This is a genomic window from Variovorax sp. TBS-050B, from assembly GCF_029893635.1.
GTDB lineage: Bacteria > Pseudomonadota > Gammaproteobacteria > Burkholderiales > Burkholderiaceae_C > Variovorax.
Genome location: NZ_JARXYR010000002.1, coordinates 1,633,017 through 1,646,339 on the forward strand (window position 1 = coordinate 1,633,017; position 13,323 = coordinate 1,646,339).

The window sequence follows — 13,323 nt, forward strand, 5'->3', positions numbered from 1 at the left end:
CTGCACTGCGGCTGGTGCCAAGCCGTCCACCCATAGGAGTTTCCGAGCCATGGACCGCATCGTGAAGACCCATTCTCCATTGGGCGAAGATCAACTGCTGCTGCGCCTGATGCAAGGCATCGAGAGCCTTTCACGGCCGTACGAGTTCGAACTCGAACTGCTCAGCACGGACGCGGCGATCGATCCGAAGTCCCTGCTCGGAAAGTCGTTGTCGCTGGAGATCAAGACCGCCGACGGCCGCCCGCGCTTCCTCGACGGCCAGGTGGCGCGCTTTGCGAAAATCGGCCGGGAAGGCGGGACCTCGCGCTACACGATCTACCACGCGGTGCTGCGGCCCTGGCTCTGGTATCTCTCGTTTTCGAGCGGCAGCAAAATCTTCCAGAACAAGTCCGTGGTGGACATCCTCGAGGAAGTGTTCGGCGCCTACGGCTTCGCGTTCGAGAAGAGGCTCAGCGGCAGCTACCGTCAGTGGGAGTACTGTGCCCAGTACAACGAGAGCGATCTTGACTTCGTGAACCGGTTGATGGAACTGGAGGGCATCTACTACTGGTTCAGGCACGAGAAGGGACGCCACACCCTGGTGTTGGCCGACGACGTGGACGCGCACGAGCCGATGCCGGGCTACGAAACCATCGACTACTTCGCTGCCGAGCGCGGCATCGGCGAGGACCTGGAAATCATCGATGACTGGCGGGTTACCGAGGAGGTCCGTGCTGGCAGCTATGCGGTGGACGAGTTCAACTTCACCAACCCGAAAGGCGACCTCGGCGGAACGCGCAGCCTGCCGCGCGCGCACGACCATGCCGGCTACGACATGTACGAGTGGCTCGGCGAGTACGTCGACGCCGGCCAGGCGGAGCACTATGCGCGCGTGCGGCTGGAAGAGGCGCAATCGCTGGCCTCGCGCAGCACCGGCCATGGCACTGTGCGTGGCATGGCGCCTGGCGCCAAATTCACCATGCGCAATGCACCGCGCGCGGACGACAACCGCGAGCACCTGATCGTCTCGGTGGCCTACGCGCTGCGCGAGGGCGGCTACGCCACCGGAGGCGCGCCGGGCATGTACAGCTTCGATTTCGTCGCGCAGCCTGCGGACAACCCTTTTCGCGCACCACGGCACGCGCCGATGCCCCGCACGAGCGGGCCGCAGACCGCGACGGTGGTGGGCCCTGCGGGCGAGGAGATCTGGACCGATGAATACGGGCGCGTGAAGCTTCAGTTCCACTGGGACCGCGAAGGTCAGCGCAACGAGAACAGCTCGGCATGGGTGCGTGTCTCGCAGGCCTGGGCGGGCGATGGCTACGGCACGGTGCATGTGCCGCGCATCGGGCAGGAGGTGGTGGTCGATTTCATTGCCGGCCGTGTCGACCGCCCCATCATCGTCGGCCGTGTCTACAACGCCGACCAGATGCCGCCGTTCGACCTGCCGGGCGAGGCCACCAAGAGCGGCATCGTGTCGCGCTCGACCAAGGGCGGCTCGCCCGCGAATGCGAACGCCATCGTGTTCGAGGACAAGGCTGGCGCGGAGCAGATCCTGCTGCATGCGGAGCGCAACCTCGACGTGGAGGTGGAGGGCGACGAGACGCACACGACCGAGAAGACGCGCACCACGCTGATCAAGGGGCACGAGTCGGCGACGTACGAGTCGGGCGAGGAGCGGCACATCAGCCAGGGTGCGGTGGAGAAGATCGACGGGGGCGAGGAGCGCACGGTGACGGGCGGGGCGACCGAGACGGTGACGGGCGGCGAGGAGCGCACGATCACGGGTGGGGCGACCGAGACGATCACGGGCGGGGAGACGCGCACGGTCGCCGGGGGTGTCACCGAGACGATCAATGGCGAAGTGGTGGTCACGATCAACGGAAGCGTGCTGCGCCTGGTCAGCGGTGCGGACATCCGCATCACCGGCGCGGCCCGGGTGGAAGTGGTGAACGCGGTCGACATGACCTTGGTCCAGGGAAGCAAGCTCACCACCGTGACCGGGCCGAAGGTGATCTTCTCGCCGACCGTTCTTCATCTGTCCGGCAGCGACCATACGATCAATGTGCCAGGCACGCTCAAGATCAATGTGACCGGCGTCGAGATCGAGAACACGCCGGTCAAGACCGTGAACTCGCTCGATGCCAAGTGGTGGCTTCACGCGGTCAAGGAAGGCATCGGCCACCAGGCCCTGTTCGTCGGAGCCTCGGCCGACTCCTACGTGGCCAAGATCCAGCTGGCGGTACGCAACACGCTGCTGCAGAGGGGTTCGTTCGTGAACATCTCGGGCGCCAGCTGGGTGCAGGCAGTGGACAGGCAGGAGTTCGGCCATTACCACTTCTGGCTCGATCAAGTGTTGATGGTCGTGGGAGCGGTGCACTACATCAAGAGCGCGCTCGACATCGAGAAGTGAAGGCACCACCAGGGAACTACAGCGGATGCAGATCATGAGATGGTTGGAAATCGCGGTCGCCGTTGCCGGCGTCGCGGTCTTGGTGGTGTCCACGGTCGGCAGTTCGCGCGTATTTCGCGCCGGCAGCGCGACCAAGACGACGCATGTCCGGGAAGAGGAGGACTGGGAAGCATTGCGCCATGATGGCGCGCGCGCGGTGGCCGAGATCCTGGCGCTGGCCCGGCCCGGCTTCCGCCTGGTGACCTGGCGCGGAGGCTCGCCGAACATGGCAGCCGCGGAACTGCTGGTCGCGTTCACGGATTCGGAGGGCGAGAACCACCGCGTGACGGTGCGGACCTTCATCGACCAGGAACTGCTGGCCAATTTTTCGGGCGGCCGTCCGCTGCCGATCGTCTACGCCAAGAACCCGACCCTGCGCGTCGCGGTGGACCGCGACCGCGTGCAGCTCGAGATCCCCTCCACGATCGACGCATGAAAATCATCAAACCGTTGCGTCTTGGCATGCTGACCCGCCCCTTCGCCAACGACGGGCGTCACTGGCTGGCCGTGACCGCCATCGCGATGACCGATCGCCTCGACGGCGACGCCCGGCTCGTGCCGGAGCAGGAATGCTGGAAGATCTTCGGCGCGGAGGTCGGCATCGACGGCGCGTTCGACGTCGGCATGCCAAAGCTGCATCCGGAATTCCTCGTCACGGGCGCGGCTTACACACGCCGGGAGCAGGACAAGACGCAGTGCGCGGTCCGTGTCCGCGTCGGCAAGCGGCAGAAGGATCTCCTGGTGTTCGGCGACCGGTTCTGGATCGATGGCCGGCCGAGTGCCCCGCAACCCTACGAGTCGATGCGCATCGACTGGAGCCGTGCGTTCGGGGGGCCAGGGTTTGCCGAGAATCCTGCCGGCATCGGGCATGCGCTCGAGCAGGTGAGCGGCGTCCAGGTGCAGCGCCTTGCGAACATCGAGGATCCGCGGGCCCGCGTGCAGCGCCCGGATCAGGCTGTGCAGCCGGCGGGGTTCGGGCCCGTCGAGGCCACGCGCCCGTCACGCGCGGACCGGCTGGGCCGCCAGTACGACGAGCATTGGCAGAACCAGCTCTACCCCGGCTTCGCGAGCGACATGGACTGGGCCTTCTTCAATGTCGCGCCGCCGGACCAATGGTTCGGGCGCGACGACGGCGAACTCGCTGGCGCGGCGTTCGAGCTCTGGAACCTGCATCCCGACCGCACCGTGCTGCACGGCCGGGTGCCCGACTGGCGCGCACGTGCCGTCGTCGTGCGCGGTCCGATCAACAGCGTGAAGCTCGATGAGGGCACGCTGCACGACGTGCCAATGCGCCTGACCACCGCCTGGTTCTTCCCGCATCTGGAGCGACTGGGTCTGATCTATCACGGCTTCGTGGAAGTCGAACAGGACGACGCCGCGGACGTCACCCACGCGATGGTCGCCATGGAGGAGGCGTCCACGCCGCCTCAGGGACTCGACGCCTGGCGCGATGTGCTGGTGCTGCGCTGCGAATCGGAAGATCGCGCGTTCTACGGCATGCGCGATGACCTTTTGCTGCCCGAACCGATCATCGGCCCCTGGCCCGAACTCGACGCGGAGCTCGAGGAATCGCCGATGCGCCGCAACATGCAGGCGCGCGCCGAATATGAGCGCGAGCGCGTGAAGGTGTCGTTCAAGTCCTCGGGCCTCGGCCCGGCCGCGCACGAGGAGCCGCCCGTCGTCGATCTCATGGAGAAGCCGCCCGGCCTGCGCGAGCTGCCGGCCTACATGGCGCAGCGCAAGGCGCTCATCGAGGAGCACCGCCAGAAGATCGAGGCCGCGCGGCGCGAGATGGACGAGGCCGCGAAGGCGAATGCCGTGCATTCGCGCCAGGCGGGCTTCGACACGTCGACGCTGATGCAGGAGGTCGAATCGTCATCCCAGAAGGGTCCTCCGAACGTGGACAGGTGGTCCCGCATCGAAGACATCATCGCCAAATCCGACGGCAGTGGCTTCTCGCCAACGCCCGAACAGGTCGCGCAGCTGCGCCAGGTTCACGACGACGCCGCGCGCCAGTTGCTCGAGAACTACCGCCGCACCGCGCAGCGCCAGGAAGCTGCGGACCGGATGTCCGGCGAGCGGTCGGCCGAGGCGCGCAGGGAGGTCGAGCGCCGGATGGCCGGCGCGCGCGACCTGTCCGACATGGATCTCACGGGCGCGGATCTCTCGGGAATGGACCTGCGCGGCGCATGCTGGCACCGCGCAATGCTGGAGTGCGCCGATCTCAGCGGCAGCACGCTCGATGCGGGCGATCTCTCGGATGCGCTACTCGCGCGTGCACGCCTGGTGGGCACTTCGATGCAGGGCGTCAATCTCAAGGAAGCGAATCTGTCCCTGGCACTATGCGAGAACTCGGATTTCACCGGCGCGCGCTTCGAGGCCACCCAACTCGAAGGCATGGCCGCGCGCGGCTGCAAGTTCGCCGGCGCGTTCTTCGAACTCCACGAGGCGGCGGGCGTGGTGTGGGAGAACTGTGACTTCGAGCGTGCGCAACTGCGGAACTTGAGCTTCACCGAAGGCACCCGTCTCGACCGCCTCGATTTCGAAGGCGCCACCTTCCACAAGGTGGACTGGATCGAATGCAAGGCCGGCAGGCTGCGCTTCCGCGGGGCCACGTTCGACACCTGCGACTGGACCGATACCGACTGCACCGATGCCATGGACTTCTCCGATGCGCGTCTTGTCGCGACCTGTTTCGTGGGATCGACCGACTTGCACAAGGCCGATTTCCAAGGCGCAGTGCTGATCGAATGCAACCTGCAGTCGATACGCCTCGACGAGGCCGACTTTCGCGATGCGAGGCTCGACAACACCGACTTCACCGATGCGTCCCTGCGCGGCACCCGGCTCGACGGCGCGAACGCCGACGGTTCCGATTTCGTGCGCACCGATCTCACCGCTGCGTCGCTGGTCGATGCGAGCCTGATCGAGGCGGACTTCAGCAAGGCCATCCTCGTGGCCACGGACTTCCACCGTGCCAACCTGTTCCAGGCCGACCTGTCCCAGTGCCTGATCGACGACACCACACGTTTCGACGAGGCCTATACCGCCAACGTGGTCACGGTGCCGCGGCGCAAGGCGCAAGAGGGCGCGAGATGACACCGAAGGAGGTGCAGGCCATGATCAAGCGCGGCCAGGAAATCGTCGACCTGAAGCTGGCCGGCATGGATTTTCGCGGCCTCGACCTGTCGGGCGGCATGTTCATCGAGAGCGACTTCACAGGAGCGGACCTGTCGGGCGCGAATCTCAAGGGCAGTGCCTTCGCAGGCTGCGGACTGAGCCGCGCAACGCTCGAACGCGCCGTGCTGGATCGCTGCAACTTCCATCGCGTGGACGCATCTGCGGCCACGATGGCTGGCGCCACCATGCATGGCACGAGCTTCTACGACACGCGACTCGCGGACGCGCGCCTCGACGGCGTCGAAGGCGATGTGATCGGCATTTCGAACTGTGACCTGACCGGAACCTCGCTGCGCGAGATCAAGTCCGAGATGCTGGTCTTCTATGGTGCGCGGCTCGACCTGACCGATTTTTCCGGCTCGCTGCTCGACGGCGCCACCTTCTACCAAGCCGACCTGCGCACCGCCGTTTTCGCGCGCTGCAGCTTCGAGCGCGCGATCTTTTCCGAGTGCGACCTGTCGGAACAGGTTTTCCGCGGGCAGTCCTTCAATCTCTGCCAGTTTCCCGATGCCAAGCTGGCAGGTTGCGATTTCGACGAAGCGACGCTGCGCCAGTGCAACTTCAAAGGCGCGCGAATCGAGGGCGCCTCGTTCCGGCGTGCCACGGCGGCGCACAGCGTGTTCGTGGGGGCCCATCTCGACGGCGTCGCCTTCAATGGCGGCCACTTTTTCCAGAGCGTCTGGGCCGATGCCCGGCTGATCGGTGCCGATCTGTCTGGCGCGCATCTGGAACAATGCGTCTTCCACCGCGCACAATGCGGCGGCGCGAGATTCCCGGATGCGCGGCTCGCCTACGCCGACTTTTCCTATGCCGATCTACGCGATGCCGACTTCCGCGGTGCCACGCTGATGCGCACCAAGGTGCACCGCGCGGCGCTGGAAGGCACGAAGTTCTCCGACCGCGGCGGTCTGCTGCTCAAGGAGGACGCGCTGTACGAGGCCGAGGCCTATTCCGCGCGCAGGCCCAGCCACCGCGATCCACCCAGGCCTCGCGGCGAGCCGGGCGCGAGCGAACAGGCCGCAGAGAAGGATTCCCAGAGATGACGACGTTCCGACACACAGCTTCCGACCCGGCACCCGCGAGCCGCGAAATGCGCTCCGCCGCCGCTGCTGCGCCCCGGCCCGCGGGTGGTGGCGTGGTCAACGCACTCGGTACCGTGACGGCCATCCTGCCCGGCGGCATCCATAGCGTGGACAGCGACGGGCGCATGCTGCGGTGCCTGCGCGCCGCCAGTTGCCTGCTGCGGCCGGAGGTCGGCGACACCGTGCTCGTCAGCGGGCCCGACGAGCAGCGCCTGTACCTGACCGCCGTCGCCGAACAAGCGGATGCGGGCGCCGCCCACATCGAGGTGGCCGGCGATCTCACGCTGGCTTCGCTGCGCGGCGCGGTCAAGCTGCAGGGCGCCACGGACCTGCACCTGAGCGGTCCGCGCGCGCTGCGCATGGACACCGCGCAATTGCGGCTCGATGCGCAGGCGGCCGAATGCCAAGTCGGCCGGATGAGCTACCAGGGTGTGGAAGCACGTGCGACCGTGCTGAACATGCGCATCGTCGGCCGCGTCTATGAAGCGATCGTCGATCGCCTCGTGCACCTGAGCAAGTCGGCCTTCCGCATGACCGAAGGCGTGGACCAGCTGCACGCCGGCCAGATCGACTACCAGGCCAGCGAGATGGCGCGCGTGCATGGAAGAAACACCGTGGTCACGGCCAAGGATCTGATCAAGGCCGACGCCAGGCAGATCCACATGGGATGACGACCCGTCCGAACCCTTTTGCCAACTTTCCGAAGGAGCGTGAAATGTTCTTTGCCGCCCAGGGGCCCAGCCTCGATCTCGGATTTCCCGATGTCTGCAAGACGCCGGCCGTTCCGATCCCCCACATCGACATCGGGCTGGGCCTGATGGCGATCCCCAACGTGCCCAACATCTTCTGGTCTTGCATGATGGCCCACAACAAGAAGACCAAGATCCCGCTCACCTTCGGCGACACGGCAGGGATCGGACTCGGCGTTCGCGTGCCCAGCGTCATGGGGCAGTCGAAAAAGATCACTGCCTCGAACACCTTCCTGATCAAGGGTTCGCCGGCCACGCGCGTGACGAGCTTCACCAAGCAGAACCGAGGCAACGTCAACGGCATCCTCGCGACGCCGCCCCAACTCACTAGCGTGAATCTCTGCGCCTGAGCGGGGGCGCGCTGCGGGCGCTTCAGCCGCCCGCCGCCCCCGGCCGTGCCGTCCCCGCCAGCGTCACCTGCTGCGGAAACCCCACCCACACCGCCAGCGCCGAGTAGTTGTCGCGCGAGTCCTCGGACTTGGCCTCGGCCGCGCGACGCAGCAGTGCGAGCCATTCCTCGGCGCTCGCGGCGAGCTGCAGCGAGCGCTCCATCACCTGCTGCGAAATGAGCTGCCAGAGTCCGTCGGTGCACAGCAGGAAGGCATCGCCGTCGGCCAGGCGCTGCGGCGTGGAGACGGTGGTCTCGGCGGTGGCCCTTGCGCCGAGCGCGCGGTAGAGCAGGTTGGTCTTCACGAGGCGCTCGCCGCCGTTGGCGCCGCTGCCGGTCGCGGCTTCGCCCGAGCGTTCGGAGAGGCTGTGGTCCTCGGTGCGCTGCATCAGCGCGCCGCGGCGGAACCAGTAGAGGCGGCTGTCGCCCACATGGGCCCAGCAGGCCTGGCCGCTCGCGCGGTCGACGAACAGCGAGACGATGGTCGCGCTCATGCGGCTCTGGTCGGCGAGCTCGCGCTGCTTCGCGAGGATCGCGTCGTTCGCCGCCTTCACGGCCTGCTGGATGTCCTCCTTCGCGACCGAGGGGTTGTCGACGAAGGTGTTGAGCGCGGTGTCGACCGCGATGCGCGCGGCCAGCTCGCCGCCCGCGTTGCCGCCGACGCCGTCGCTCACCACGAAGCAGGCGCTGTGGTCGTCGAGGTGGTAGCCGATGGCATCCTGGTTGCCGCTGCGCTCGCCCACGCAGGAGAACTGCGAGGTCGAGATCGGAATGGCGACGCTGCGTGTGGCTTCAAGCACGGCGGGCCTCCTTCAGGCGTTCCATTTCCTTGTCGTAGGCCTGCTGGAAGGCCCGGCCGAAGACGGCCTGGAAGTCGTCCTCCACGGCCGCGGTGGTCTCGGCGTGCAGCTTCTGCATCTGCCGCCATAGGCGCGCCTCGCGCCCGCCGGGCAGCAGCTTCTCGCCAAGGCCGCCGTCGTGCGGCGTGTCGTGGTTGAGCACCGCGGGATCAAAACGCTTGAGCACCGTGAGCAGCGCGGCGCGCATGCCGGCCACCATGCCGAGCTGGTGCGACTGCAGGTCGCCGAGCGCGTCGTGCACCGCGGCCTCGGGCGAAAGAAAGCCGGGCATGCGCGCGCCGAACATCTGCATCAGCACCGCGCGGCCGTTGGGCAGGATCTTGAACGGGTTGTTCTCCTCGTCGACGATCATCGTGATCTCGGCGCGCACTTCGCGCTTGAGCATCGCGCGCGAGGACAGCAGCTCGATGGTGCCGTCGGTGAAGGCGCGCATCAGCCGGCCGAGCCGGCGCATGGCCTCGGCATCGAGCGGCTGCTGGCCCGCGACCTCGGGCACGCCGGCGCCTTCGAGGAAAGCGCGGAAGAGGTCTTCCGATGCGGCGGAGGAGGATGCCGGCGGCGAGACCGGCCTGGCTGGGGCGGCGTGCGGTTCGGGTGTGATCGGCCGGGCTTCAGGCGCGGGCACCACGGGGGCTGCGGCCTCGACCGCGGCCGCGGCGACCGGCGGCGGCGCGGGCACGGGCGCCGGTGCCGGCGGCTCGACCGTGGCATGCACCACGGCAGGCGCCACCGGCGAAGGTGCAGGCACGGGCGCAGCGACAGGCGCCAGCGGTGCAGGCGCCTCCGCCTGCGCGGGCTTCACGGCGGGCTGCACCGCCGGCGGCTGGAAGGCCACCGGATTCGGCGGCCTGAACTGCGCCGACACTTCGCGCGCGTGGTTCGGCTGGCTGCCGTAGCTCGGCGCTGCGGGCGGCCGCGCGAGCAGATCGATCGCGGGATGCACGTCGCTGAGCGGATCCTCGTGCGTCAGCGCGGTCGGCCGCGGATCGGAGAGCGGCGAAGGCGCATGCGCATCGGCGGCAAAGAAAGACAGCGGGTCCATGCCGCGCTTGAGCGCCACGTCGGACATGTCGCTGGCCGCATGCGGATTCAGCTCCGCGAGCGGATCGACCGGGTTCCTGCGCGCCTGCGAGGGCAGTTCGAAAGGCTCGTGGGCGAGCGGATCGGGCATGGGCTCGGGGGCCGCGCTCGGCGCGCGGCGCGGCGCGTTCGCGAGGATGGCGTCCCAGTCGGCCGCGGAGGGCATCTGCGCGTTCGCCGCGGCCGGGCGGGCGCTCGCCGTCGGCGCAGGTGCGGACGGCGCAGGCGGCGGCGTGAACGCGGGCTGCGCCGCGAACGGCGGCGGAGCGGCAACCGGCGGCGCCACCACGGGCGCCGGCGCCGGTGGCCGGGCGACGGTCGCGGCCTGCGCATCGCCGAGCGGCAGCGCGCCTTCGCCGAACAGGTCCGAGAACACGTCGGAGACCGGCGCCGCGGGCAGCAGCGAATCGATCGCGGTCGGCGCGATGGTGCGCTCGGCCGGCATGTCGCGCAGCGGCATGGCTGCGGCGATCGGCGGCGGCAGCGCCGCCGCAGGCTCGGCCATCGGCGCGGCCACCGCGGGCGGAACCGCCGCCCGCTGGCCGCTCATCGCTTCGAGCACATAGCTGCCGATGGTCACGCGGTCGCCGTCGGCGATCGGCGATTCCTGCTCGTGCTGCAGCGTGCGGCCGTTCACCACGATCGGCAGCACCGCGCTCATGTTGCGCAGCACCGCCGTGCCGTGCTCGTCGAAGCGCACGGTCGCCTGCAGGCGCGAGATCTGGCGCTGCTCGTCGGGCAGCACCAGGTGGTTGTCGGGGCTGCGCCCGATGGTGCCGCCGGGCATCGCCAGCAATGCCGACGGTCCCGCGGCCACCGGCCTGCCGGCGTGTTCGATCACGGTCCAACGCATGGCGTCTCCATGTTCATGTTCAGGTCGAACGGCCGCGCGCGATCGGCTCGTCGCATCGCATCGCATCGCGCGGCATCGTTCAGCGCTTCATCCGCTTGGCGGCTTCGAACGCGGGGCCCCAGACCGGGTGCTTGCGCTCGGCGACGGTGAGGTCGAAGTTGGGAAAGGCATCGAGCAGCTTGCGGAACTGCGTGCGGCATTCGGCCACCTGGTTCGCCACGCAGTAGCTGAAGGCCTCGAGCTTCATCGCATCGAGGCGCGTGCCGGGCTCGGCGGCTTCGAACACCGAGACGCCGCCGCTCTTGAGCGTGGTGATCGCCTTGGCGTAGTCGCCTTCGTCATAGGCCTGCTGCGCGCGTTCGAGCGTGGTGCGCGCGACCTGCTGGCTCAGCCGCTCGGGTTGCGGCGCGGGCTCGGGCGGCGGCGTGGTGGTGCAACCGGCGACCAGGGACAAGGTGAATGCCAGGGCTGGCAGACATGACTTCAATCTTCTCTCCTACCTCGCGAAAGGCAATGCTTGAGATAGTGTGCGGCTGCCATGCGACAGGCACGCGATGGAACGCAATGCGGCGCGTCATGAGGGAGGCGCCGAGCGATTCGATAATATATGTAAGGCCGCGAACTTCCGAGGGAGATCTCCATGCATCGACGAACGCTTCTTCAAGGCGCACTGGCCACGGCACCGTTGCTCGGCGGCCTCGCGGGATGCGCATCGACCGCGAAGTCGCTGCCCACGCCCTATGCCGTCACGATCCGCATCGACGAGGGCGTGAACCCCGACGGACGCGGTCAACCGGCGCCGATCCTCGTGAAGGTCTTCGAGTTGAAATCTTCCGGTAACTTCGAGGCCGCAGACTACTTCGCCCTGCAGGACCGCGACCGCGAGACGCTCATGACGGAGCTCGTGAATGCCGACCAGGCCATCATGCGCAGCGGCGAGGAACGCGTCTTCAAGCGCGAGGCGGGCCTCGACTCGCGCGCCATCGGCGTCATCGCGGGCTACCGCCGGCTGGAGTCGGCACGCTGGCGCATCGTGCTGCCGCTCAAGGAGCCGAAGCAAACCAATCTCTACAAGATCTGGCAGTTTTCGCCAAGCGAGCAGGCGGTGCGTATCGCCGTGCGCAAAACAGGCATCGAATTACTACCAAGTCGTTAGTTTCCCTCTGAAATTAACCCGAAAGTGCGAGCAACTCGCACGCGAAATGCGGTGCAAAACGTAAGAAGCGCCGTGTAGCATCTGAGAACAAAACCGTATCAATCGGGATGCCGTTAACTAGGCAATCCCGCTTCAGCGTGGGCACTCCCCAGGAGGTTCTTTGGTGACAGTTCGCAACCCGAGCACCGGCAGGCAGGGCGCTCATCCGCAGGCATTGGCAAATCGCGTCGTGTGGTCCGAGGGCATGTACCTGCGGCCGCAGCACTTCCAGCAACTGGAGCGCTATGTCGAGCAGTACGTCACGCGGCGCACCGCGGGCCTGCAGGGCGCGTACTGGGGATGGCTGCACCTGGACATCGACCGCGACGCCTATGCGCTCGGCCGCGTCTCGCTGCTCGGCGGCGCGGGCGTGCTGCCCGACGGCACGCCGTTCTCGTTCGGCGCGGAGGATGCGCCCGCGCCCTACGAAGTGCCCACCGACCTGACCGACGAGCTGATCGTGCTCGCGCTGCCGCTGCGCCGCACCGGCAGCGAGGAGGTGATCTTCTCGGAAGACGAAGGCTCGGCCGCGCGCTTCGGCGTGATCGAGCGCGAGGTGGCCGACGGCAACGCGGTGGCGCTCGGCCCCGCGGTGCTGCAGCTCGCGAAGCCGCGCCTGCGCCTCGCGCGCGCCTCGTCGCTCACGGCCGAATGGCAGGCCATCGGCGCGGTGCGCGTGATCGAGCGCCGCACCGACCACAAGCTCGTGGTCGATGCCAACTACATCCCGCCGGTGCTCGACGCCTCGGCGCATCCGATGCTGCGCAGCATGATCGCCGAGCTGCACGGCCTGCTCACGCAGCGCTCCGAGGCGCTGGCCTCGCGGCTCTCGCAGCCGGGCCGCGGCGGCGTGAGCGAGGTCTCCGACTTCCTGCTGCTCGAACTGGTCAACCGCTACCTCGCGCTGACGTGGCATGCGCAGCAGGCGGTGCAGGTGCATCCCGAGCAGCTGTTCGTCGACTGGCTCAAGCTCGCCTGCCATCTCGCCACGCACACCTCGCCCACGCGGCGGCCGGTGGTGTGGCCGGTGTACGACCACGACAACCTCAACGAAAGCATCCGGCCGCTGATCGAGGAGCTGCGGCGCTCGCTTTCCGCGGTGCTCGAACAGAGTGCGATCGCGATCGAGCTCGAGGAGCGCAGCCACGGCGTGCGCGTGGGCCGTATGCCCGACCCCGTGCTGGTGCGCAACGCCGGCTTCGTGCTCGCGGTGCATGCCGACCTGCCGGCCGATGCGATCCAGCAGCGCTTCCCGACGCAGGTCAAGATCGGCTCGGTCGAGCGCATCCGCGACCTGGTGCAATTGCAGCTGCCGGGCGTGACGGTGAGGCCGCTGCCCGTGGCGCCGCGCCAGATTCCCTACAACGCGGGCTACCACTACTTCGAACTCGACAAGAGCGGCGACATGTGGCGCCAGCTCGAGAAGTCGGGCGGCGTTGCAATGCACCTGGCCGGCGACTTCCCGGGCCTGGCCATGGAGTTCTGGGCAATCCGTCCGTGAAGGA

Annotated in this window: 11 protein-coding genes; 8 read left to right on the forward strand and 3 right to left on the reverse strand. The window is 67.9% G+C overall.

Features of this window, described 5'->3' with window-relative positions; all coding sequences use genetic code 11:
* Nucleotides 1-49 precede the first annotated feature (49 nt).
* The 6 genes from tssI to M2165_RS10845 are packed head-to-tail and all read left to right on the forward strand — an operon-like array spanning nucleotide 50 to nucleotide 7,792.
* Complete coding sequence (tssI, locus tag M2165_RS10820) at nucleotides 50-2,392, forward strand: type VI secretion system tip protein TssI/VgrG (RefSeq protein WP_280814648.1); 2,343 nt, start codon at nucleotides 50-52, stop codon at nucleotides 2,390-2,392.
* A gap of 25 nt (nucleotides 2,393-2,417) precedes the next feature.
* Entirely contained in the window at nucleotides 2,418-2,867 is a 450-nt protein-coding gene (locus M2165_RS10825) for a hypothetical protein (protein WP_280814649.1), read from the forward strand.
* Nucleotides 2,864-5,530, forward strand: a complete 2,667-nt coding sequence (locus M2165_RS10830; protein ID WP_280814650.1) for a DUF2169 domain-containing protein — start codon at nucleotides 2,864-2,866, stop codon at nucleotides 5,528-5,530. The genes M2165_RS10825 and M2165_RS10830 overlap by 4 nt, the downstream gene beginning before the upstream one ends.
* Nucleotides 5,531-5,550: 20 nt before the next feature.
* Nucleotides 5,551-6,654, forward strand: coding sequence for a pentapeptide repeat-containing protein (locus tag M2165_RS10835; protein WP_280814651.1), 1,104 nt, complete (start codon nucleotides 5,551-5,553; stop codon nucleotides 6,652-6,654).
* The gene (locus tag M2165_RS10840) at nucleotides 6,651-7,364 is read left to right on the forward strand and encodes a DUF3540 domain-containing protein (RefSeq protein WP_280814652.1); all 714 of its coding nucleotides are present in this window, start codon (nucleotides 6,651-6,653) and stop codon (nucleotides 7,362-7,364) included. Before M2165_RS10835 ends, M2165_RS10840 begins: the two co-directional genes overlap by 4 nt.
* Entirely contained in the window at nucleotides 7,361-7,792 is a 432-nt protein-coding gene (locus M2165_RS10845; protein ID WP_348541048.1) for a DUF4150 domain-containing protein, read from the forward strand. Before M2165_RS10840 ends, M2165_RS10845 begins: the two co-directional genes overlap by 4 nt.
* 22 nt (nucleotides 7,793-7,814) lie before the next feature.
* On the opposite strand, the gene M2165_RS10850 is transcribed toward M2165_RS10845, so the two are convergent.
* From M2165_RS10850 to M2165_RS10860, 3 genes are all read right to left on the reverse strand, one after another.
* A complete protein-coding gene (locus M2165_RS10850; RefSeq protein WP_280814653.1) occupies nucleotides 7,815-8,630 on the reverse strand; it encodes a protein phosphatase 2C domain-containing protein in 816 nt (271 codons plus the stop codon).
* On the reverse strand, nucleotides 8,623-10,623 hold the full coding sequence (gene tagH / locus M2165_RS10855) for a type VI secretion system-associated FHA domain protein TagH (RefSeq protein WP_280814654.1): 2,001 nt from the start codon (nucleotides 10,621-10,623) through the stop codon (nucleotides 8,623-8,625). Before tagH ends, M2165_RS10850 begins: the two co-directional genes overlap by 8 nt.
* Before the next feature lie 79 nt (nucleotides 10,624-10,702).
* Entirely contained in the window at nucleotides 10,703-11,077 is a 375-nt protein-coding gene (locus M2165_RS10860; protein ID WP_280814655.1) for a TssQ family T6SS-associated lipoprotein, read from the reverse strand.
* 186 nt (nucleotides 11,078-11,263) lie between these two features.
* On the opposite strand from M2165_RS10860, the gene tssJ reads away from it, so the two are divergent.
* Together tssJ and tssK are read left to right on the forward strand one after the other, a co-directional pair.
* The gene (gene tssJ, locus M2165_RS10865; RefSeq protein ID WP_280814656.1) at nucleotides 11,264-11,779 is read left to right on the forward strand and encodes a type VI secretion system lipoprotein TssJ; all 516 of its coding nucleotides are present in this window, start codon (nucleotides 11,264-11,266) and stop codon (nucleotides 11,777-11,779) included.
* A 244-nt stretch (nucleotides 11,780-12,023) separates the two neighbouring features.
* The gene (gene tssK / locus M2165_RS10870) at nucleotides 12,024-13,319 is read left to right on the forward strand and encodes a type VI secretion system baseplate subunit TssK (protein ID WP_280817512.1); all 1,296 of its coding nucleotides are present in this window, start codon (nucleotides 12,024-12,026) and stop codon (nucleotides 13,317-13,319) included.
* Nucleotides 13,320-13,323: the final 4 nt, after the last annotated feature.

Bases quoted from the DNA above. Each gene is read 5' to 3' on its own strand.
- tssI (WP_280814648.1), top strand. From the start codon at position 50: ATGGACCGCATCGTGAAGACCCATTCTCCATTGGGCGAAGATCAACTG.
- M2165_RS10825 (WP_280814649.1), top strand. From the start codon at position 2,418: ATGCAGATCATGAGATGGTTGGAAATCGCGGTCGCCGTTGCCGGCGTC.
- M2165_RS10830 (WP_280814650.1), top strand. From the start codon at position 2,864: ATGAAAATCATCAAACCGTTGCGTCTTGGCATGCTGACCCGCCCCTTC.
- M2165_RS10835 (WP_280814651.1), top strand. From the start codon at position 5,551: ATGATCAAGCGCGGCCAGGAAATCGTCGACCTGAAGCTGGCCGGCATG.
- M2165_RS10840 (WP_280814652.1), top strand. From the start codon at position 6,651: ATGACGACGTTCCGACACACAGCTTCCGACCCGGCACCCGCGAGCCGC.
- M2165_RS10845 (WP_348541048.1), top strand. From the start codon at position 7,361: ATGACGACCCGTCCGAACCCTTTTGCCAACTTTCCGAAGGAGCGTGAA.
- tagH (WP_280814654.1), bottom strand. From the start codon at position 10,623: ATGCGTTGGACCGTGATCGAACACGCCGGCAGGCCGGTGGCCGCGGGA.
- tssJ (WP_280814656.1), top strand. From the start codon at position 11,264: ATGCATCGACGAACGCTTCTTCAAGGCGCACTGGCCACGGCACCGTTG.
- tssK (WP_280817512.1), top strand. From the start codon at position 12,024: ATGTACCTGCGGCCGCAGCACTTCCAGCAACTGGAGCGCTATGTCGAG.